Raw genomic sequence first — 22,276 nt, 5'->3', positions numbered from 1 at the left:
AATTTATCAGATAATATCATCCCATGTTTCAGCTTGATAATTGCGTTTATTACCTGGCCACACTCGGTCTCAAACAGGTAACAGAGAGCTATAATCAGATTTTAAAAGACTATGGTGCAACTCGGGTTCAGTGGATAGCACTTTATTATATTGAGAAATCCGATGAACTGAGACAATCAGAGCTTGCCGCGCTGATGCATGCCAAGGAAACAACAATTGCCAGACTCACTGGCCGTTTGGTGAAAAACGGTTTGATAGAGCGTAAAATTGATCCTAAAGACCGCCGGGCGGTTAAACTCTTCTGCACAGAAGAGGGGCACAGCATGTATTCTAAACTGCTCCCTGTATGTAACGCCTTCTACAATAAAATTATTCAGGACATCCCACAGGAAGAGCTTGATGTATTCCGTTCCGTCCTGGATCGGCTTGTAGTTAACAGCTTAGACACTGATTAAATTCAGAATATTTCATTTTTTTTAAAAAAATCATTAAATAACTCTTGCATCCTTTGATCTTAATTACTACTATTTCACTAGCATTTATAGGAATTAAAGGATTTAGGTTATGAAATTATCAACAAAATCCAGATATGCCGTAAGGCTTATGATCAATCTTGCCTGGAATTATAAACAGGGTCCGTCTCAGTTAAACGAGATTGCCAGGAAAGAAGAGATTTCAGAAAAATATCTGAGCCAGATTGTAATAAACCTGAGAGCTGCCGGACTGATACGTTCAGTAAGAGGTGCCCACGGGGGATACCTGCTGACACAGAATCCGGCACTGACAACCCTGAAGGAAATTGTAGAAGTCATGGAGGGCGGTCTGGATATTGTGGACTGTCTTACTGATGAGGATAACTGCGGTCGTTCAGGACAATGCCTTACACGCAATGTATGGAACAAGGTAAGTCAGGCGATTAAAGATACCCTTGCAGACATAAACCTGGCCGATCTGTCAAAACAGGTCAATAAAAGCAATGTGCCAATGTATTTTATCTAGCCCCTCAGGCTGATAGATAGAAGAGTACGAGAGCATTTTATTTGCTCCCTTAGTACAGGAGAAGATATATGAATGGGAGGAACTTATGAGAATAGCAGAGAATATTACAGAACTGGTTGGGAAAACTCCTCTGGTGAGATTGAACAAGACAGGAAAGGATGCTGACATCCTCCTTAAACTTGAGTTTTTCAATCCCCTTGGAAGTATAAAAGACAGAATCGGTAAAAACATGATTGAGTCCGCAGAAAAGAGTGGAAAGCTCAAGGCGGGAACAACTCTTATCGAACCCACAAGCGGGAACACTGGTATCGCCCTGGCCTATATATGTGCACAGAGAGGATACAAGCTTATCCTTACCATGCCGGACACAATGAGTATAGAACGTAGAAAACTGCTCCAGATTTTCGGAGCAGAACTGGTCCTTACCCCCGGAAGCGGCGGAATGAAGGCTGCCATTGATAAAGCGGAAGAACTGCATGGTGAGATCAATGATTCACTGATCCTGCAGCAGTTTGCCAATCCGGCAAACCCCGAGATTCACAGACTGACAACAGCAGAAGAAATCTGGGAAGCTACTGATGGAAAAGTAGATATTATCGTCGCCGCTGTAGGAACTGGCGGAACCATTACAGGACTAAGTGAGGCTCTCAAACAGAAAAACCCTGATTTGAAATCTTACGCCGTAGAACCCGTAGGATCTCCTGTCCTTTCAGGTGGAACTGCAGGGCCCCATAAAATCCAGGGAATAGGTGCAGGATTCATTCCGGAAGTCCTGAACACAGATGCCTATGATGGAGTCATACAGGTTTCCTCGTCTGAAGCCGGAGAGAGATCAAGACGCCTGGCTAAAGAGGAGGGTATCCTGGTAGGGATTTCTGCCGGAGCCAATGTCCGGGCAGCAGAGATGCTGGCAGACAGAACGGAAAACAAGGGTAAAATGATTGTGACCATCGGATGTGATACAGGTGAACGCTATCTCAGTACCTGGCTTTTTGAAGACATTTAGACCTTAAACATTTAGACCTTAAGCCCTAAGGGCTCAATAAATAAAACGCCTGGGTGATCTTACTCACTCAGGTAGTACCTGGAATACAAGGAGACCCAAGATTATGCCATATTCAGAAATACAAAATCCTTCTTTTGAAACTGCGGCGCTCCACGCCGGACAGACCATTGATGCTACAAAGTCCAGAGGAGTACCCCTGCACAGAACGACTGCCTATCTCTTTGATTCGGCAGAACATGCACAGAACCTTTTTGCCCTGAAAGAGCTGGGCAATATCTATACCCGTCTGGGAAATCCTACTCAGGGAGTTCTGGAGGAGAGAGTTGCTGCCCTGGAAAGAGGTGCTGCGGCACTGGCGCTGGCCTCAGGAACCAATGCAATTTTCTACTCAATCATTAACATATGCGCCGCAGGAGATGAAGTTGTTTCCAGCAGCAATCTCTACGGCGGAACACATACCATGTTCAATGAGATCCTCCCGGGATTCGGTATCAAAGTCCATCTTGTGGACCCTAAAGATCCGGAGGCCATTAGAGCAGCGGTCAATGATAAAACAAGGGTCCTTTATACAGAAACGATTGGAAACCCATCCCTCGATGTGGCTGATCTTGAAACCTTCTCGGCTATTTCCAAAGAATATGAAATACCTCTTGTTGTGGATTCAACATTTACCACCCCCTACCTGCTTCGTCCCATTGAGCATGGTGCCCATATCGTTATCCATTCACTGACAAAATGGATAGGCGGACATGGAACTGCCATAGGTGGAATTGTAGTTGATTCAGGAACCTTCAACTGGCAGAATCCCAAGTTTTCACAGTTTAATGAACCTGATGGAGGCTACCATGGACTGCGTTTTGCCAGTGATCTGGGAGATCTCAACCCCTTAGCTTTTATTCTGAGGATGCGTACTGTCCCCCTTAGAAATCTTGGTGGTGCCATATCTCCGGATAACTGCTGGATGTTCCTGCAGGGTATCGAAACCCTGGCCATCCGTATGGAAAGACATTCTGAAAATGCTATGGCTGTAGCAGAATTCCTGGAAGCTCACCCCGACGTTGCCTGGGTACGCTATCCCGGGCTCAAGTCTGATCCCGGTCACACCATGGCAGTAAAATACCTGAAGCGCGGCTTTGGGGGCATGGTGGTATTCGGTGTAAAAGAAGGGAGAGAAGCAGGTCAGAGATTTATCGAAAAACTGAATCTTTTTTCCCATGTGGCCAATGTGGGTGATGCCAAAAGCCTGGCAATTCACCCTGCCTCCACTACCCACTCTCAGCTCTCTGAGGAACATCTATCAGCGGCGGGAATTTCAGGAGATCTGATCCGTCTTTCCATAGGAATAGAGAATATTAAAGATATTAAAGCGGATATAAATCAGGCTCTGAAATAGTCTTATGCAATTCGTTAACACTATAATCTGACAGAAAGAGCCGGAACTCAGTTTTCGGCTCTTTTTTTATTGTTTTGTTCTTTATCCTGCCCTATCTTTTATAACATCCCTGCTGTTGCAGAAACAGCTTCCCGGAACAAAAGAGAAAATGGAAGAAAAAAGAAAAGATACACCAGAATATTTTCGCATGGAATCCTTCAGAAGAGAGGAGTATCTCTCACAGCTGGGAAGCTTCACACAGGTTCAATACCAGCTCTTTCATAACCTCTGTGATTTCTGGGAACCTGTTCTGGACTACAATCAGTTTATTCTGAAAAGCTCCAAATCATTTCTAGCGTCCAACAACCAGCTTGAACTTCTAATGGGAAAGCTCAAGGCAGCTCATATCGGAGTTCTTCAGTATGCCATTATTGAAGGAGAGCTCAAGGCTTCACAAATTATACTGACTGAAAAGGATGATCTGGCTTTCTACTATTACCTGGGAGAAGATCTCCTGGCCAGACAGATCTATGAGAATCCCCACCCCTATCTGACAGCAAAGGCCTATGATGATGAAGGGATCAGTCTCCCTGCAGATATGATTACTCCCCTGGATACTTCAATGCTCAGTCCGGGCTATGCGGCAGAGAACAAGGAGCTCATCATCATCGGAATAAACCGGAAGATGAAAGCTCCCCTCCTGATTCCTTCAGGGATGATTGAGGAATTTATCAGCGCACTGATCGGTCATATCCGTTCTGAAGCAGCAAGTCCGAGTGTGATGGAGAACATGTCCCGGATTACTGAAATAAAGATAAGCGACCTCCAGACAAGTCTGGGCAAAAGATCTCCCGACTTCTGGATAAATCTGTGTAAAAAACTTCTTTCACAGAAGGAAGAGCTTAAACTGCGGCTCAAGGGATTGAACCCTCTGCTCTTCACATCAGCACAACTTCTGCAAAGTTATTTTCAGAATACTCTGAGCGAAATGAAACAAGCTGAGATAGAAAACAGGGAAAAGAAAGAGGCCCTGAAAGAGATCATTCAGGAATTCAAGGAAAAAGAGACCACCTGGACTCATATAAGTCTACTGGATGAAAAGCTGAAAGAGAAGGAAGAAAAATGGCCGGGATTCCGAGAGGAATTCAAGAATTCTGTTCTTGTGAGGGGCGAATCAAAGGAGCAGCCGGATCTTGTACTTCTGAACAATATGCTGATGCATAGGGACTTCCTTTTCAAGTACTTTACAAGAACCGTGGACGATATAAGAAAGGATCTTCTTTTTCTCTATCAGGATCAGATGACAGACCTCCTGCGACATAATAAAACCGATCGTTATTCCCAGTTTTTCAGCCGTAGTAATTTCCGCTCGGACATTCTTACAAGGGTGAAAGAGCAGGAGCTGCAGCTTTGGGAACTCTTACAAAAACCCACCCGTGTTGCAGAATCGGCTTTCCACTATCTGCAGGATATAAAAGGAATAAAAAAGAACTCCCGCATCAAGGATGCCATGGGACTCTACTTCCACGCTGATATGAAGAATTTCAGGAATGTGGACACAATGTTCCAGCTGAAACTCCTTTCCCTCTTTGAAAAATCCTATAAAGAGATGAGCTGGTTCGGCCGTTTTGTTCTAAGGCTTACAGGCCGTTACGACAGCTATATATCCATGTTCTCCGATGATCCTGTTGTGGAACGTAAACAGAGACCCCCCTCACGCAGAAAGAGAAGAAAGAACAAGGGAATACCCACAAAGGGGGGAGTAAAAAGCTACAGTGCAAAAGGCCCTCAGGAGCGTCCCTATTCCCCACGGGAAAAAAGAAAGGCCTGGGCCGAATTCGACGACGCCATCAATCGACAGAAATAACTCCCATCATCGCTATTGACCGGTAGGGATCATGTCTATATGATTTAGTCACCCCGGGGGTGGTTCCGACAAAGGAGCCTGAGATTATACCCATTGAACCTGATTCGGATAATGCCGACGAAGGAATAGGCCGTATACGTCCAACATCCCCTGGTTAATTTATTACCAGGAGCTTCTTAAATGAAAAAATCAATTTTTATCCTTTTTTTCCTCATGATGACTGCTTTGCTTTTTGCCGGCGGCAGTCAGGAGAAAGACCAGAACAATGACAGTGATTCAGGTCATAGTGAAAAAGCCGAAACGGCTGAAGAGAATCACCAGGCTGAGGAAAAATTACTTAATATTTACTGCTACGATTCCTTTGCATCTGAATGGGGACCGGGTCCGGCTCTGGTTGAAAACTTCACTGCCGCCACAGGTATCGAAGTGAAACTGAATGCCCCCGGCGATACGGTTACTGTGCTGAGTAAGGTAATCCTTGAGAAAAAAAATCCCGCAGGAGACCTCCTGATCGGACCCGATAACAACCTGCTTGCAAGAGTTCTGGCCGAAGATGTTCTTGAAGCATACGAAGCTCCGGCGCTGAGTGGTGTTTCCAAAGAGCTGATCTTTGATGAGTCAAATCATCTCCTCCCCTTTGACTGGGGATATTTCGCCATCTGCTATGACTCTGAAGTGCTGAGCAATCCTCCCGCCTCTCTTGAGGATCTGACAAAGGCTGAATATGCAAAATCACTGGTACTCATGGACCCCAGAACGTCCAGTCCCGGAATGGGATTTCTTCTCTGGACCCGTGCCGTTTATGGTGATGACTACCTGGAATACTGGAACAGACTTGCTCCTTCAGTTCTGACAGTTACCGAAAGCTGGAGCAACGGATACGGTCTTTTCACAAGTGGTGAGGCTTCCCTTGTGCTGAGTTATTCCACCTCTCCTGTCTACCACAAAATGTGGGAAGAGACTGAGCGTTACAAGGCTCTCGATTTTGCAGAAGGAAACTATCTTCAGGTTGAAGGTGTAGGTGTTATCAAGGGTGCAGCCCACCCCGAAGCAGCCCGCATGTTTATCGACTACATGCTCTCCGCCGAAGGACAGGCTATCATTGCAACAAACAATATCATGATGCCTGCTGTCAGCTCCACAGAGCTCCCCGAAGCCTTTGATATGGCCTTTATCTCTGCCAATCCCCTCCTTCTGGACAAGGAAGAGATTGCTGCAGGTGAACAAGAGTGGGTACAGTCATGGGTTGAGAAATCAGGACTCTGATGAATCGATTCAAAATGATGAAAGAGGGACTTAAAAGATCGGGTGAGATACGTCTTCTGCCTGTAATTTTCTTCCTCTTTCTGACCTTCTACCTTCCGGTGACGGTTCTTCTACTAAAAGGACTGCAGTCGGAAGGCGGATGGACCGCCGACTGGCTGGCTGAGATTATCCTCAGCCCCTACTACAGGCGGATCTTTATCTTTACCTTCGGCCAGGCACTGCTGAGCACAGTCCTGTCTCTGATTCTGGGCCTGCCGGGGGGCTGGATACTTTCACACCTTGATTTTCCGGGAAAGAAATTCCTCAAAGCTTTGACAACGATTCCCTTTATACTGCCCTCAATTCTTGTGGTGCTGGGTTTCATCCTCTTCTGGGGACGTCAGGGTGTGGTCAATTCAGTACTTATGACACTCACAGGACAGGATAAACCTGTTCTGGATATTCTCTACTCTTTTAAAGCCATACTGCTGGCACATGTCTTTTACAACTTCCCCATTGCCCTGCGTCTTATTGCCGCCTGGTGGGAAGGTCTGGGAGAGAATCAGCACCAGGCCGCCAGAACTCTGGGAGCTTCTGAGGGGAGAATTTTTTCAACAATAACCCTGCCCCAGCTGCTCCCGGGGATGATCAGTGCGGGATCTCTGATCTTCCTCTACTGCTTTATGAGTTTTGCGGTAGTTCTTGTACTGGGAGGGGGCCCCCGTTACTCCACTCTAGAAGTGGAAGTATACAGACTGATTAAATACTCTCTTGATTTCGGTAAGGGCGGTGCACTTGCCCTTGTTGAAACAGCGGCGACCCTCTTTCTGACCTGGTTCTATATAAGAAGGGAGGGCAGAAACATTCACAGGGAGAGTCTGATACGCAGCAAGATGCACTGGAAGGATCTGCGCCTCAGGACAAAGCTTTTTACAGCCGCCTATTTTGTTCTGATCCTCTTTATCATCTTCGGACCGATTCTTACGGTAATGGCTCAGTCTTTTCTGGTTCAGACAACCAGAACCGGCCCGGTAGAACTCTCACTGCGCTGGTACAGAGAAATTCTGGCAGCACCGGGATCACTGAGAGGAAACAATGCCCACCTTCTGGCTCAGTCCATGAGAAACAGTCTCTTTCTGGGATTCTCCACACTCATTCTGACCCTGATCATCGGCTCCTATACATCCTGGGTTCTTGCGCGTTTCAACTTCCGCTTTTCCGGGATGGTTGAAACAGTGATCATGATGCCCATGGGGGTTTCATCGGTTGTTCTGGGAATGGGTTATCTCTGGCTCCTGCGGGGAGGCCGGCTGGGAGCAGTACCTCCGGTACTGACCATCATTCTTGCCCACACGGTTATTGCCCTCCCCTTTGTCCTGCGGGCTCTGACACCCGCCATGAAACGGATAAGACAGAACCTGCTGGACGCCTCCCGTCTTATGGGTGCCGGTGGAGTCAGGCAGTTTCTGAGTATTGAGCTGCCCCTGGTCAAGCCGGGACTCATTACAGGCGGCGCCTTCGCACTTGCAATTTCTCTTGGAGAAATCAATGCAACTCTGATCCTCTCAGATGCGGGAATCCCCACAATACCCATTGCCATTCTAAGGCTGATCGGAACATATAAATTCTACAGCGCCTGTGCTCTGGGAACCATTCTGATCCTGATATGCCTTGCTGCTTTTATCCTGATAGATGCCTTTGAAGGCTGGGAGAACTGATATGAAACTTACCATAGATAAGCTGAAACTGACTCTTGGAGATTTTAATCTCCAGTGTTCTCTGGATCTCCCCTCAGCTAAGCTGACCACACTGCTGGGGCCAAGCGGCTGCGGCAAGACAAGTCTGTTAAAATCCATTGCCGGATTATACAGTCCCGGAAAAGGAAAGATCATACTGGGTGAAAAAGATATAACGAATCTAGATCCCCGGTTCAGAAAAATTGGAATGGTTTTTCAGGATTATGCTTTATTCCCCCATATGAATGTTCAGAAAAACATCTGTTATGGGATGCCTCACAAGGGTGAAAAAGCCCATATCCGCTGTGCTGAACTTCTTGAGATGGTGGAATTGAAAGGCTTTGAAGAACGGAGAATAGAAGAGCTTTCAGGGGGAGAAAAACAGAGGATTGCTCTGGCAAGAGCCCTGGCTTCAGAGCCCGAGCTGCTTCTCCTTGATGAGCCCCTCAGCGCATTGGATGCACGACTCCGTAAAATCCTGAGAAGACAGATAAAAGAGATACAGAAACGTACCGGCATCACAACTGTCTATGTCACCCACGATCAGGAAGAGGCCATGGCCATATCGGATCTTGTTGTTCTGATGAACGGCGGCAGGGTGATACAGACAGACTCTCCCGAAGAGATTTACAGAACTCCCGTAAACAGTTTTGCCGGGGACTTTTTCGGCAATGCCAATATCCTTTCTCTGGAGCAGAGCTTCAGTATGCTTGGAAAATTTGATCTGCATGAAATTCCCTCATCAGTGAAAGGGATAAAAGAGACCATAGAGAGGGATAATCCAAAGCTCTTTTTCCGTCCTGAATGCTGCAGGGTTTTGGGAGATGAAGACAGTTTAAAAAAAGATATGGAACTCAGCTGCAGTGGAAAACTTCACTACAGTGAATTCGGGGGAGATTTTCACTATATGGAGATTGCCTGCGGGAATCAGATAATCAAGATAAAAAGCAGGGATCTAAGCAGACGGATAACTGGAGAGAAAGTCCGCCTGGCCATATCTTTACAGGATTGCCTCCTGCTGAACTGACGGCGGCAGCCTGATTACTGCCCGTACTGCCTTGTAATATGGGGAGTCATCATCCTCTTTGAGGCCAGTTCCACAGCATCCACAATACTTTGATATCCCGTACAGCGGCAGAGATTTCCCTTTAGAGCCTTACGGATAGTCTCTCTGTCGGGTTCGGGATTTTTATGCAGCAGATCCAGTGTCTGCATGATCATTCCGGGGGTACAGAATCCGCACTGCACTGCACCGGCATCGATAAATGCCTGCTGAACAGGATGCAGGCTGCCGTCTTCACGGAGAAGCCCTTCAATTGTGGTAACTTCACAGTCAAAGGCCCTGCTCAGCTTATAGCGGCATGAACGAACGGCCTTATGATCTACTAGAACCGTGCAGGCTCCGCAGGTACCCTCTTCACATCCATTCTTTGTTCCCGTCTGATCAAGAACATCCCGCAAATAGTGGAGAAGAGTCAGAGACTCATGTTCCTCACTGACAATATATTCATTTCCATTTACAATTATCTTACTCATACTGTTGGAGGCTCCTCAGCGCTTATCTTCAATGATTTTATATCAAGGGGCAGGGATTTCAGATGTATCCCGGTGGCAGCGGCAACGGCATTGGCGATTGCAGGAGAGATGATTTCCAGAGCCGGTTCTCCTATTCCTTTCACCCCTGTGGGTGAGAGTGGATCCGGGTTCTCAATAATATGAGCCGTAATATCGGGGATATCAGTTGCCCGGGGAATCTTATATTTTGAAAAGTTCAAAGACACAGCCTTTCCCTCATCATCCACAAGAAATTTTTCTGTAAGAGCCATACCGGCGCCCTGCACTATACCGCCCTGAATCTGTCCTATGACCATGGGAGGATTCACCGCCCTGCCGATATCATGAGAGGCCACAATATTCAGGATTCGGCAACTTCCTTTCACAGGATCTATCTCAAGTTCTACTGCCTGGGCACTGTAGACATAAGAAAAATAGGCATCACCCTGTCCATTCTCCTCGTCCCAGGAAACCGGAGGTGCCTGAAATGTACCGAATGCAAAGGGATATACCCGGGCCAGATACATTTTCTTACCGGCTTCCTCCCAGCTGAGGGAACGTCCCCGGCTGCCGAAAATCCGATCATCCCGGAACTCAATCTCTTCACCTTCGTCAACAAGATCCGTCTTGAGAGCTCCAGCCAGGATTACCTTGAGCTTATCAACGGCATCCTTGATTGCAGCGCCGCCCACAAGGGTTCCACGGGAGGCGACAGTTGTTCCTCCATCAGGAATAGAGGCAGTTGTTGAAGCCTGATAATGAATTTTATCCACCGGAACACCAAGCATCTCGGATGCCAGAATGATCATGGCACTGGGGGCGCCCTGTCCGTTTTCAAAAACAGAAACATCCATAACAATGGAGCCGTCAAACTGAACATTTACTGAAGCACAGCAGAAATCCATCCCTTCGGCTCCGAGACTGCATCCTCTATAGGAACAGGCTATGCCGATTCCATACAAAAGTCCGTCTTTACCGGGTTTTCCATAGGAGGATTTCTTTCTTTTTTCTTCATAGGAGATGGAAGAGGCAGTCTTATCAAGGACTTCACAGAGACTGACCGTATGATCGTCCAGAATCTGTCCCGTGATGGTTTCGCTGTTCTGTGTCACTGCATTCTTTTTTCGAATATCCAAAGGACTCATCCCCAGTTTTTCGGCAGCCATATCCATAATCTGTTCGAAGGCGAAATTTGTCTGGGGAGATCCGAAGCCTCTCATGGCTCCGGTAAATATATTATTGGTGGCAACACCGTACACATCGGCTCTTATATCTCCAAGGGCATAGGGACCCACATTCTGTGCTGCCGACCGCCATGTGGACCAGGGAGTTGTGGAGGTATAGGCTCCCGAATCGGAAAGAGTTTTACTGATGACAGAAAGGAGTACCCCCTCTTTTGAAAATCCTGCCTTGTACCACATCTTATAAGGATTTCTCTTATAGCTCTCCCTCATGGACCAGGGGCGGTCATAACGAAGCTTCACAGGTCTCTTAAGGGCAACAGCAGCCAGAGCAGCTCTGGCGCAGACCAATGAAGCTGTATCATCCTTGCCGCCAAAACTTCCGCCCACCGCATGTGCGTGAACAATAACCGATGCCAGAGGCCGTCCCAGAAAAGCACAGATAAAACGTCTTGTGCTGAAGGGATGCTGAACAGAGCCATAAATATCTAAAACCCCGTCATCACGGGGTACACAGATACCGCATTCGGGCTCCATATAGGCATGTTCCACCAGGGGGGTCTCAAAAAAATCTTCGATAATAATATCGGATTCAGCCATCAGCTTATCTGGGTCACCCTTGCGGACCTTGTGGTGGTTTACAATGTTTCCGGGACGTCCCTCTGGAATAACAACAGCATCAGCTTTCATGGCTTCTTCAGTATTAAGAATTACCGGAAGAACTTTTGCCTCCACCCTGACCTTCTGGGAAGCGGCAATGGCCTGTTCTCTGGTTTCAGCCGTTACAATCGCAACCACATCTCCCGTACTCCGGATGCGGTCTTTTACAAGAATGGGACAATCCTGATCAATCTGACCTGAACATAAGTTCCCTGGTACATCTTTCCAGGTCTGTACGGCAAGAACGCCGGGCATGTTCTGTGCGTCCTCAATAAGAATAGAGTGTATCCGTGCATGGACAAAATCACTGTATACAGGAACGGAGTGAGCCATTCCCGGAAAAGAGAAATCATCGGCGAAACGGGCAGTGCCGCAGACCTTCTGCCTGGCATCATTTCTAAAACAGTTCTTCACAGTTCCTCCGATTATTTCAAGTGTAAATATTTATTATTTGACTGATTGATTAATTATACCCCCGGGAAGCAATACAATCAACTTATTAAAACAAATGTCCCTGAGTCCATTCCTTTCCAGGGGGAGCTTTCTCCCGTCCTCCGGGCAGGCATTCCCAGGCTTCAAGACTCTCCTGATTCAGATGCCAGTGACTGTCACTGAGGTCAGGCCGTTCCTCACCAAGCCAGTCTGATGCAGCTTCACGGCTCAGCATGACAGGCATTCGGGGTTTTTCATTATGTACTTTCTGCAGAAGATCTCTGGACTCAACAGTCAGGATTGAAAAAGTCAGATTCGGCCAGTCTACAGGAAGATTCCGATTTTCCTGCCAGATTCCTCCCAGATAAATCAGCCCTTTATCCCTGGGCCGGATATACCAGGTGGACTTTGTCGTACCCTTTAGATGAGGTTCATAAAACCCCTCTACAGGAAGGATACAGCGCTTAGCGGGCCAGCTCTCCCGGAATGAGGGTTTTTCAGAGAGACTCTCCCAGCGGGCATTTATGGTACCGGAGCGTATCTTTCCAGCTTTGTCAGAATCCTTTACCCAGGCGGGAATCAGCCCCCAGTGAAGCAGATCCCCTGCTGAATTTAAATCTTCCCTTAAAACGGGTAGCCCCGGAAAACTGAAACCTGATATCCTGAACCCCGGATTTTGATACAGTTCATCCAGTAGATGATGAAAACGGGGATCATTTTCAATGGTTTCTCTTGTCAATGCAACACTGAAACACATAGCACCCTCCTGATTTCCATTCTAAAACTAAAAGTTCCATGAATAAAGGGATGCCCAGAATCAGCTAATGTATTTTTTTATTTAATTAATGAGTAATACATTATACTTTAGTGCTACACAGAGTAACCATATCAGATTAGAATGGTATCTTTGTTAAAGAGAGTACACAGGAATAAACATGCTTAATAAACAATGGAAGTCTTATATATTTTTCCACTATATCACTGACTTGGCTCTTGTAAGTCTCTCCTGGCTTCTTGCGACCCATATCCGCTTTATGGTTTTGGAGAACAATTATAAATCCTTTATACATTTCCTATATCTGATGCCGATCCCTGTTCTGGTGGCGGCTTATCTATTATACAGAGAGCGATTCTATACGCAGCAGATTCTCCATGCCTGGCATAGAGAGTTTTCCAAATTGCTCATGCTGAATATTAAGATTCAGATCTTTTTTGTTTTTGCAGGATACAACCTTCAGTCAGACAGAATATCACGTCTTACACTCATTATCTTTTTCCTGATCAACCAGATATTACTGATCATGAACAGAGTATTCTTCAGAAACCATCTTATGATGAAGGTGATTAAAGGAGAGCTCAGGCAAACTGTTTTTCTCATTGGTCACGGCCTGCATGTGGACCGCTTGATAAAAAAAGTTATGGAGAATCCTCAAATGGCGATTGAAATATGCTGCTGGGCGGATTCTAAAGGGAAGGCCGAAGAGCTGGGAATTCCATCCTGCAGTTATGAGGATGTGGATAAAGAAGTGGCCAGATTTGATCCCTGGAGTATCATGGTCGGGTACTCGGGAAGGGATCTCGGCAGGCAGGAAAAATATATTAAAGGCCATTACAACCAGGTCATACCCATCATACTGATTCCACAGGTGAATTATGCCCTTATCGGAACAACCATCGAAGATGTACTTGGAATGCCTTTAATCTTTATCAACAGACCTGCCACGAATCAATTTGCCCTTATAGGTAAGAGAGCGACGGATATAGCCGGCTCCTTTTTCGGACTGCTGGTCCTCTCTCCCATGCTCTTGATTATTGCTGTACTGGTAAAAATCACTTCCCCCGGCCCCATATTCTACGGCCAGGAGAGAATGACCCAGGATGGGAAAGTCTTTAAGATGTGGAAATTCAGATCCATGCGTCAGGGAGCAGACAAGGAAGACGGATTCACCTGGACAACAGAAGATGATCCCCGCAAGACTAAATTCGGATCATTTATCAGAAAGACCAGCCTGGATGAATTCCCCCAATTCTGGAATGTACTGATAGGAGATATGAGTCTTGTCGGTCCCAGGCCGGAACGCCCCGAACTGATTGAGGAGTTCAAGGATGAAATCCCCGGCTATATGCTCCGTCATAAAATGAAAGCCGGAATCACAGGATGGGCTCAGATCAACGGCTGGCGGGGTAATACAAGTCTTGAAAAAAGAATCCAATTCGATATGTACTATATCCGGAACTGGCGTTTTGCTCTGGACCTGAAGATACTTCTTTTGACTGTCTTTAATGGTTTTGTAAATAAAAACGCCTACTAGAGGAAAATATGAAAAATATACTTATCACCGGCGGTGCCGGATTTGTGGGATTCCATCTCTCGGGACACCCCTACTTTAAAGACTGTGACAAACTGGTCCTGACAGATAACCTGAACTCCTATTATGATCCTGCCCTCAAGTATGGACGTCTGGGAGAACGGGGATTTCAGGTGGATGAAAAGACTCCGGAGATGAAAGCCATAAGCAATGACAGGGGCTGGCTCTTCTATAAAGCAGATCTTAAAGACACAGAAAACATGAAGGCTCTCTTTAAGGAGCATCATTTTACCCAGGTAATTCACCTGGGAGCACAGGCGGGAGTTCGCTACAGCATCGAAAACCCCCAGAGCTATGTGGACAGCAACCTCCAGGGTTTTATGAATATTCTTGAATGCTGCCGTCACAACAAAATTGAACATCTGCTTTATGCCTCATCCTCATCGGTATACGGTGCCAATAAGAAAGTTCCTTTTCATGAAGATGATCCTGTAACAGAACCCATCAGCCTCTATGCGGCAACAAAAAGATCCAACGAAGTTCTGGCCCACTCCTACAGCCACCTCTATGGACTGCCCTGTACGGGTCTCCGTTTCTTCACTGTATACGGCCCCTGGGGACGTCCCGACATGGCCTACTTCTCATTTGCAGAGAAGATTATCGCCGGTCAGAGCATTCAGGTTTTCAACAACGGAGATATGAAGCGGGATTTCACATTTGTAGAAGATATCACCGAAAGCATATCCCGCCTGGTAGAGAAGCCCATGTCGGCTGGTAAAGACAGGGTACCCGCAAGGATTCTCAATATCGGGCACGGTTCCCCCGTGGACCTCCTGGAGTTCATCAAGATTATTGAGAAGAATCTCGGTATGGAAGCCAAAAAGGAGTTCCTTCCCATGCAGGACGGTGACGTTCCCATGACCTGGGCGGATACGTCACAGCTTGAGGCCCTTACAGGCTACACTCCAAAGGTTACTTTGGAAGAGGGAATCGAGAAGTTTGCCAGCTGGTATAAAAGATATAGAGAGATAATCTGAATATGAAAAGAGACGAAAAAAAGGTTGTCCCAGAAAGGACAACCTCAAATACTCATAGCTATCAAAGAAAATTATGGTGCAGTGTACATTACATCATAAGTTCTCCACTCATCCTTAAAACCAATATCTGAAAATTCCATTTCAAGATAATCAACTCCATCTGCACTTGTAATTAGGCTGTATTTATCACCTGGTGACACTTTCATTGTCCAGTCATTAACAGCCTCTGTATAGGTCGATCCAGTAACTGTAGCAGGATATGTTCCAGACTTAGTAGTACCATCAGCTACATTGTTATCAGGAGTATTCTCATTATAAGAGGTTATAATTATATCATAATAATTAACTCCATTCTGTTTTTCAATTTTCTTATAGGTTCCTGAAACAGATACGGATCTGAGTGTTTTACCAGCAAATCCAACACTTGCAGTGGCGAAATCACCAATGACATATTCCCAAGCCTCATCATCAAACCAATCATTTCCACCACTCTCATGTGCATTAATCCTAGCAATTGAATAACCAATGGTTGCCGTATCAACATAGGCCACATCAAATGCAGATGTGAAAGTCAAAGAATAAGACATTGAAAATGTACCGGCATTATCAGTCAGCTCGCTATAAATGGCAGACACATTCTGATCTACAAGAGAAGTCCTCGTGACTGAATCACTTGTTGCTGTATTCGTATTCGTTTTCACAATTACAAAAGGTTCAGAAGTTGCGAAGGTCTTACCTTCTAAAGCATAATTAAACTGTTGATCGGCATTCCAATCCTCAATGGAAACTTCCATTGGGCTGTCATCGCAAGCCATAAATGAGAATACAAATAAAACAGAAAGGAAAATTAGTAACGCTTTTTTCATTAGAAACTCCTTAGAATATGATATTATAATAATAAACCATAATTTTATAAAAGCAACCAATTGTATATAGTTATTTTTTATTTTATAATTAATGACTGTAAATTTTTAAGATAATTCCGTAATTCCATCCAGAGACCCAGGATGTTGGAAACCAGTCAGAAAAGAAACTGAATCGATAAGAGACGACTCCGGAAATTCGAACCTTGGAGATTATAATATCTGCTCCGAGCTGCGGTTCTACAATGAAGATTCCATCGCCTCTATTTGCGACCATAGACCCTCCCCCTCCTGCTAATAAGCCCAGATAGGGTTGAACAAAACTACGGGCAAAAAAACTACGCCCAACAACCCCTCCTCCATATATCAAGTTTCGGGGAAAGGCGAAGCTGTAATTTCCATTATCTTCACTACTGACATCAACTAAACTTACTATGTCTGATGTCCCATAATAGAAGGCGGCTCCAAATATCCATTGATCAAGAACTAATCCGATTTGTCCTCCCACCATTGTTAATTTTTGCTCATCAAGAGTGGTAAAACGCAATTCAGGACTGATGACCCATCCTATCTCCTGATCCTCACAAAATGTCAGGCCTCCTATAAAGAGTAGTAATAGAATTATCCAGTATAACTTATTCATTTTCATATTGAGTTCACGGTGTGATCAAGGATAAATTGTCATTGTCAGAGACAGGAGGTGGTTGTTTTCATTCAGGAAAGATCCTGAATTAACGGCCTTGAAGTTTCCTGTGTTCTTATAGTCTGAGTAGTACTTCAGTACATAATCATAGTTTGCTCCGAAGGCGATGGGTGTTCCGCTGCTGGTGAGATCCCAGCTTCCGCCCAGACTGAAGATATGAAACCATTCGTAGACTGCGTCCTTGAGGAAATCCTTGCTGCCCTCCTGGCCGTAGGCGCCGTTGGGGTCGTTGTCGGGAGTCAGGGCGACACCATTAAAATCAGGATCATCTGGATTTGGATTTGTTACAGGATTTCCATCTTCATCAATATAGTTCCCGGCATCATCCTGCAGATATCCACCGCTGCCCCAGGCATCGTAATAACTCCCCGCATTTGTTCCATGGCGAACCATCCTGTAACCAAACTCTGCGGTAAATCCCTTTTTGGGCTGAGACTTGAGCTTCAGCATAAGCTCGTCGGAGTTGGGTTCAAGGCTGTATCCAAGGGATTCCCCATTGTTCAGATAGTCAGTCTCCATATCCAATCCGTTATACCAGGGAGAACTGTTAACTGTGTAATGGGTATAGGTAAAGGGTTCAATCTTTGTGTACTGCAGTAAAGCTGTGGTCCAGGGAAGTCCGGGGACGGGTACTTCAACTCCGGTCTGATAGCTGTACATATTGGCATAGTTTCCAAAAAAATCGGGATGATTGAAGCGTGCTTCATCCAGAAAGGCAGAAAAGTAAACCTTTCCCCATCCGGCTTTCTTTAGAGCAATGGTTCCACCCATGGCCATGTTATCAAAGTCTCCCACATTGTTCTGATAGGAGAACTGACTGTAGAGAGGATGAAGATATCCCAGCTCAGGACGTTTCATATAGACACCGCTGTCTGAAAAAGCGAGATACAACCAGTCCGTGGGCATCACTTCAAGCTGAAGGATTGAGAACATATTCTGCTGAGTCCGTGAGGTTCCCTTTATATTGTAATCATCAACATTTCTATAGCTTTCCCCATATTCCAATGTTCCTGTGAGGAAAGAGAGGTTAAACCACTTCCAGGGATTAATAGATCCCTCAAAACCCATAAAGGGGCGGGCTGTGCTGCTGAGAAAGAGATTTCCCTCTCCCATACCCCAGTCACGTCTGAGACGTCCGAAGCGGAGATCCACAGCATTGTCCCAGAAAGAGGCCGCTATTTCGGCATCATATGCATATCCAAAAGCAAGACCGTCAGGCATGGCTGCAAAGTAATTCAGCCCATCAATGGGGTGGATACCTCCGTCCCATTGTTTTGTATAAGTATAGGGTGCCCAGGCAGTGGGACCGTAACTTGTATCCTTATCATATTCATCCGCCGCATAGGCGCCGCCTTCAAGATCCAGTCCCCAGGAAACAGAACTGCCGAGATCACCTTTTAAGCGGACCGCTGCAATAACCTCGCCCCCTGAAGCTGTGATATCATTCAGTTTTGCCTGAGCATGCATTTCGGCATCAACTTCCCCTCTCAGGGTAAATATTTCACCTTCAACTCTTATATCACCGTCTTTAAGAAATTTCCGGTCTTCATCCACAACATATTTATCATAGAAATCCAGAAAGACCCCTTTTTCAGCAGGGCTCATCTTAGGCTGATATTTCTTAACATCCTCCAGGAGAGAAACAACCAGAGAGCGGGGATAGGGACGGACGGCTCTCTGCTGTCCCGTGTATCCTTTCATCTCGGCCTGTTCAAGGAAATTATATAATGCGGTATCTCTCAGGGGCACCGCATTGTGGCTCTGCGCAGAGAGACCTGCGGTCAGAGTAAGTAGTAATGCGAGCATCACAAGGATAGATTTTTTCATAGTAGTTCTCCAATGGCCAAAGGGCCTTTACATATACAAACAATTAACAGTCAAAGAATTGTCAGTCTTCAGAAACAGACCGATACATTTCCTTTATTTTCAATACATTATTTTCAGGTGAAAATTCCAGGCAGATTCTTTCAGCCTCATCCACAAACGATACGAATTTTCCTTTCTCAAGCAAAGTAACAGCTTCCCGAATTCCTTCTGCATTATCAGAAGCATCCCCGGGGGAAGTGAGTATACCTGTTTTTCCGGGAATGATAAGGTCTTTATTGCCCACACAATCAGTTCCTACTATGGGAATACGGCAGAGAGCCGCTTCCACAACAGCAGTAGGGAGCCCCTCAAACAGCGCAGTGCTCCAGTAAAGGTCAAAGTAGCGGAGAAGACTGCCCGCATCCTTTACTGAACCCCATAGAAAGATCCTCTCCTTATAGGGAGACTGTTCTATACGCCTCCGCACAGTCCCGGCATATTCCCTGTCCTGAGGAGTCTCGCCGCCCATCACATGGAGGGCTGCATCCCCTATATCACCGGCAAAAAGATCAAAGGCATCCACCATGGTGATCAGGTCTTTCTGATGAGAGAGACGGGAAAGGGTGACTATATTCTTTGAATAAGACTCAAGACAGCGGGAGATATCTGCGGGCAGCTCTGCATCGTTAATATTGATGCCGTTGGGTATCAGAAAAAGGCGGCTCTGATCCAGACCCGGGATTTTAGTATTAAGCAGCTCCTTCTCAGAAGGAGAAACCAGTACGGTTCCATCCATCCTTCGGGCAACTGCACGTTCAAACGCAAGATAAGCCTTAAGCTTCATACCTGAATATTTGATATGGAACCCCCGCATGGTATGAAACATACGGTAGGAACGACTTTCAGGAGAACGGCGTCCCGGAACCTGAAAGACCGTAAAGAAAGATGAAATAAATCCATAAAAGGCTGCACCCTTTCCGTTCACATGAACAATGTCGGGTTTCAGCTCTTTGATCAGTTTTACAAGGGCACGGATACTCCTCAGTTTTACAGAGGTCATATCTATGGGATGAACAACTGTCCCTGAAGCATCATATTCAGCCTCAAGGGTTTTATCCTGGGGAGCTGCAGCCACATGATGCTCAAAATCATCAAGACTGGCATTGATAAAACGGAGAACATTGATCTGCGCTCCCCCTCGTTTAAACTCGGGAAAAAGGTGAAGGATCTTTTTATGTTCCCCAGCACCCGATTGTTCCCCGGTGCCCGAATGTTCAGTCACGGGGAGTCTCCAGAAAGGCTTCCACTTCACGACCCATACGGCTTAGGGAGAAAAACTCTTTTACTGTCTCAGTTCCGGCAGCACCTATGGCAGGAAGTTCGGCTCTGCGCCCATAGAGTTCTTCCATACGCCTGGCTATGGCAACCGCCTCTCGTTCCACTGCAAATCCGTTTTTATTATCCACCAGAAACTCTTCGGTTCCTCCCGATAATGTCGTAAGAACCGGAAGTCCCAGCATCATCCCCTCTAACAGGGCATTGGAGATTCCTTCGTTTTCAGACACCAGGGCAAAGATATCCGCTGTCTGCAGAAAGGGGACAGGATCACTCTGAAACCCGGCCATATCAACAGAATCTTCCAGCTTAAGATCTTTAATCTGTTTATTAAGCTCGGCCTTCATAAGTCCGCTGCCCACAATGGTGAGACGGATACCCTTCCGGACATCCTCGGGCAGAGAAGCCAGTGCATCAAAAAGAAGATGAAATCCCTTTCGGGGAGTAAGAGTTCCCACTGAAACAATATTCAGACGGCTGTCCTTTCTCTCGGGAACACTGCCGGTCTTAATCTCGGGAATACCGTTATAGATCAGTTTGATTCTATCCTGATCCACAAAGTCATATTTCAGAAAATTATCCTTGGTTCTTTTAGCGTTGACTATAATTCCCTCATTCAGACGGGTATAGACAAAACGGCGCCAGCCGCTGTCCAGGTCCCTGACAATCCCCAGCCTGAGAATATGACGGATACGGAAAAGGCGGCTTAATACACCAAGCACAAAATACTCGGCCTTTTTAGTGCTGACTATGGCATCGGGCCTTTTAAAAAGAAGGATAAAAAAAGTAATCAGGAAAGTAAAAGGATCAAAGGCTGTAATAAAGGGAGCAAAAAGCCAGGGCTTTCCAAATTTTTTGCCAAGGAGGGGATTCCTTAAAAGGATGCTCACACTATGTCCCTGTTTCTCAAGTTCATTCATGGCCATGGTTGACCACTTCTCATTCCCACCCCATTCACGGGCGGAGCAGACAAAGAGTATTTTCAAGTTATTTCCTTTAAGCGGGCTGTCCATTTTTCATCGACATAATCGGTAATTTCCCGGTCGAAACGTTCATTGGAAAAGCCTTCGGCATGTTTGCGGATAAAATCAGAATCCCAGCTCATACCTTCAAGTTCAGTCATGGCTGCCGTAAGACTTTCGCTGTCCTGTTTTTCAAAAAAGACACCGGTTTTTCCGGCAATAACCGTATCAAGGGCTCCTCCCTTCTTCAGGGCGATAACGGGACGTCCGCAGGCCTGTGCCTCCACGGGAGTAATTCCGAAATCTTCCAGTGCAGGAAAAAGAAAAGCCTTGCAGCCCCTGTAATTATCCCTGACTTCTTCATCATTGAGAGAGCCTTTAAATTCGATTGTGGGACCCGCCATATCTTTCAGACGCTGTTCATCCGGACCGCCTCCGATAATCACAAGACGCCTGTTCAGGGCATTACATGCTTCAATGGCAAGATCTATTTTTTTATAGGGGACAAATCGGGAGATGATCATATAGTAGTCTTCCCCTTCTCCGGCCCTTCCGGGATCACCGGGGGTATAAAATTCAGTATTTACCGGAGGAAAGATTACATCCGCTTCTCGGCGGTAATACTTTCTGATACGCCGGGCGACAAAGTTGGAATTGGCAATAAAATAATCCACCCTCTGGCTGGAGAGCATATCCCACTGTCTTACTCCGGGCATTGTTCTACGCATTACAAAACGGGCCAGAGCTCCCGAAGAGGCATAGTATTCATGATAGAGATCCCATGCATAGCGCATGGGAGAATGTACGTATGCAATATGAACAGAATCAGGAGTGGTGATCACCCCTTTGGCACAGGAAGATGAGGATGACAGCACCACATCGTATTCAGACAGGTCAAACTCCTCAAAGGCCCGGGGCATAAGACTGAGCATCTTGGTATAGTGTTTCTTTGAAAAAGGAACCTTCTGCATAAAGGAGGGAACGACTCTGCTGCTGTCAAAGATATGACCGATTTTCTTGCGGTCATACACCGTGGTGTGAATAGGAGCATCAGGGTAAATATCATACCAGCGTTTGACGACTTTTTCAGCGCCCCCTGGAACAGTCAGCCAGTCATGTGTTATTGCTAATTTCATTATAGTTAAGACTAAATATTACGCATTCATCAGTCAAGGCCTATTCCGCTAAAGATAAAAGCTGTTTATAATT

Annotated in this window: 19 protein-coding genes and 1 riboswitch; of the genes, 10 read left to right on the top strand and 9 right to left on the bottom strand. The window is 46.0% G+C overall.

The window, feature by feature from the left end:
• Nucleotides 1-23: 23 nt before the first annotated feature.
• From DV872_RS15570 to DV872_RS15535, 8 genes are all read left to right on the top strand, one after another.
• Nucleotides 24-455 carry a MarR family winged helix-turn-helix transcriptional regulator gene (locus DV872_RS15570; protein WP_114630875.1) on the top strand — a complete coding sequence of 144 codons (432 nt, stop codon included), beginning with the start codon at nt 24-26 and terminating at the stop codon, nt 453-455.
• Nucleotides 456-564: 109 nt separating this feature from the next.
• Nucleotides 565-999: an Rrf2 family transcriptional regulator gene (locus DV872_RS15565; protein ID WP_114630874.1), complete on the top strand. Its 435-nt coding sequence runs from the start codon at nt 565-567 to the stop codon at nt 997-999.
• Nucleotides 1,000-1,084: 85 nt separating this feature from the next.
• On the top strand, nt 1,085-2,005 hold the full coding sequence (gene cysK, locus DV872_RS15560; RefSeq protein ID WP_114630873.1) for a cysteine synthase A: 921 nt from the start codon (nt 1,085-1,087) through the stop codon (nt 2,003-2,005).
• 103 nt (nt 2,006-2,108) lie between these two features.
• Entirely contained in the window at nt 2,109-3,398 is a 1,290-nt protein-coding gene (locus DV872_RS15555) for an O-acetylhomoserine aminocarboxypropyltransferase/cysteine synthase family protein (RefSeq protein ID WP_114630872.1), read from the top strand.
• 115 nt (nt 3,399-3,513) lie between these two features.
• Nucleotides 3,514-5,244: a hypothetical protein gene (locus DV872_RS15550; RefSeq protein ID WP_147283185.1), complete on the top strand. Its 1,731-nt coding sequence runs from the start codon at nt 3,514-3,516 to the stop codon at nt 5,242-5,244.
• A gap of 45 nt (nt 5,245-5,289) precedes the next feature.
• A riboswitch (TPP riboswitch) is annotated at nt 5,290-5,387 on the top strand.
• Between the two features lie 37 nt (nt 5,388-5,424).
• On the top strand, nt 5,425-6,510 hold the full coding sequence (locus DV872_RS15545) for a thiamine ABC transporter substrate binding subunit (protein ID WP_114630870.1): 1,086 nt from the start codon (nt 5,425-5,427) through the stop codon (nt 6,508-6,510).
• Nucleotides 6,510-8,207, top strand: coding sequence for an iron ABC transporter permease (locus DV872_RS15540; RefSeq protein ID WP_114630869.1), 1,698 nt, complete (start codon nt 6,510-6,512; stop codon nt 8,205-8,207). Before DV872_RS15545 ends, DV872_RS15540 begins: the two co-directional genes overlap by 1 nt.
• Nucleotide 8,208: 1 nt before the next feature.
• The gene (locus DV872_RS15535) at nt 8,209-9,252 is read left to right on the top strand and encodes an ABC transporter ATP-binding protein (RefSeq protein ID WP_158547001.1); all 1,044 of its coding nucleotides are present in this window, start codon (nt 8,209-8,211) and stop codon (nt 9,250-9,252) included.
• Between the two features lie 14 nt (nt 9,253-9,266).
• Here the strand turns inward: DV872_RS15535 and DV872_RS15530 are convergent, their stop codons facing one another.
• The 3 genes from DV872_RS15530 to DV872_RS15520 all read right to left on the bottom strand — a co-directional run bounded on the left by DV872_RS15530 (nt 9,267) and on the right by DV872_RS15520 (nt 12,809).
• Entirely contained in the window at nt 9,267-9,761 is a 495-nt protein-coding gene (locus tag DV872_RS15530; RefSeq protein WP_114630867.1) for a (2Fe-2S)-binding protein, read from the bottom strand.
• Nucleotides 9,758-12,034: a xanthine dehydrogenase family protein molybdopterin-binding subunit gene (locus DV872_RS15525; protein ID WP_233516431.1), complete on the bottom strand. Its 2,277-nt coding sequence runs from the start codon at nt 12,032-12,034 to the stop codon at nt 9,758-9,760. The genes DV872_RS15530 and DV872_RS15525 overlap by 4 nt, the downstream gene beginning before the upstream one ends.
• A gap of 85 nt (nt 12,035-12,119) precedes the next feature.
• Nucleotides 12,120-12,809 carry an SOS response-associated peptidase gene (locus DV872_RS15520; RefSeq protein ID WP_114630866.1) on the bottom strand — a complete coding sequence of 230 codons (690 nt, stop codon included), beginning with the start codon at nt 12,807-12,809 and terminating at the stop codon, nt 12,120-12,122.
• A 178-nt stretch (nt 12,810-12,987) separates the two neighbouring features.
• On the opposite strand from DV872_RS15520, the gene DV872_RS15515 reads away from it, so the two are divergent.
• Both DV872_RS15515 and DV872_RS15510 read left to right on the top strand, forming a co-directional pair.
• Nucleotides 12,988-14,364 carry a sugar transferase gene (locus tag DV872_RS15515; protein WP_114630865.1) on the top strand — a complete coding sequence of 459 codons (1,377 nt, stop codon included), beginning with the start codon at nt 12,988-12,990 and terminating at the stop codon, nt 14,362-14,364.
• A gap of 8 nt (nt 14,365-14,372) precedes the next feature.
• Complete coding sequence (locus DV872_RS15510) at nt 14,373-15,398, top strand: NAD-dependent epimerase/dehydratase family protein (protein ID WP_114630864.1); 1,026 nt, start codon at nt 14,373-14,375, stop codon at nt 15,396-15,398.
• A 71-nt stretch (nt 15,399-15,469) separates the two neighbouring features.
• Here DV872_RS15510 and DV872_RS15505 read toward each other — a convergent pair whose 3' ends face one another.
• From DV872_RS15505 to DV872_RS15480, 6 genes are all read right to left on the bottom strand, one after another.
• Nucleotides 15,470-16,264, bottom strand: coding sequence for a hypothetical protein (locus DV872_RS15505; protein ID WP_114630863.1), 795 nt, complete (start codon nt 16,262-16,264; stop codon nt 15,470-15,472).
• 88 nt (nt 16,265-16,352) lie between these two features.
• On the bottom strand, nt 16,353-16,904 hold the full coding sequence (locus tag DV872_RS15500; protein ID WP_147283184.1) for a hypothetical protein: 552 nt from the start codon (nt 16,902-16,904) through the stop codon (nt 16,353-16,355).
• A gap of 24 nt (nt 16,905-16,928) precedes the next feature.
• Nucleotides 16,929-18,791: a hypothetical protein gene (locus DV872_RS15495; protein WP_114630861.1), complete on the bottom strand. Its 1,863-nt coding sequence runs from the start codon at nt 18,789-18,791 to the stop codon at nt 16,929-16,931.
• A gap of 61 nt (nt 18,792-18,852) precedes the next feature.
• Nucleotides 18,853-20,052: a glycosyltransferase gene (locus tag DV872_RS15490; RefSeq protein WP_158547000.1), complete on the bottom strand. Its 1,200-nt coding sequence runs from the start codon at nt 20,050-20,052 to the stop codon at nt 18,853-18,855.
• The gene (locus DV872_RS15485) at nt 20,045-21,091 is read right to left on the bottom strand and encodes a glycosyltransferase (RefSeq protein WP_158546999.1); all 1,047 of its coding nucleotides are present in this window, start codon (nt 21,089-21,091) and stop codon (nt 20,045-20,047) included. The genes DV872_RS15490 and DV872_RS15485 overlap by 8 nt, the downstream gene beginning before the upstream one ends.
• The gene (locus tag DV872_RS15480) at nt 21,088-22,203 is read right to left on the bottom strand and encodes a glycosyltransferase (RefSeq protein WP_114630858.1); all 1,116 of its coding nucleotides are present in this window, start codon (nt 22,201-22,203) and stop codon (nt 21,088-21,090) included. Before DV872_RS15480 ends, DV872_RS15485 begins: the two co-directional genes overlap by 4 nt.
• Nucleotides 22,204-22,276 lie beyond the last annotated feature (73 nt).

This window comes from Oceanispirochaeta sp. M1, assembly GCF_003346715.1.
In the GTDB taxonomy this organism is placed as follows: domain Bacteria; phylum Spirochaetota; class Spirochaetia; order DSM-2461; family DSM-2461; genus Oceanispirochaeta.
The sequence above is the reverse complement of the archived record's forward strand: the minus strand, read 5'-3'. Positions and strand labels throughout refer to the sequence as shown.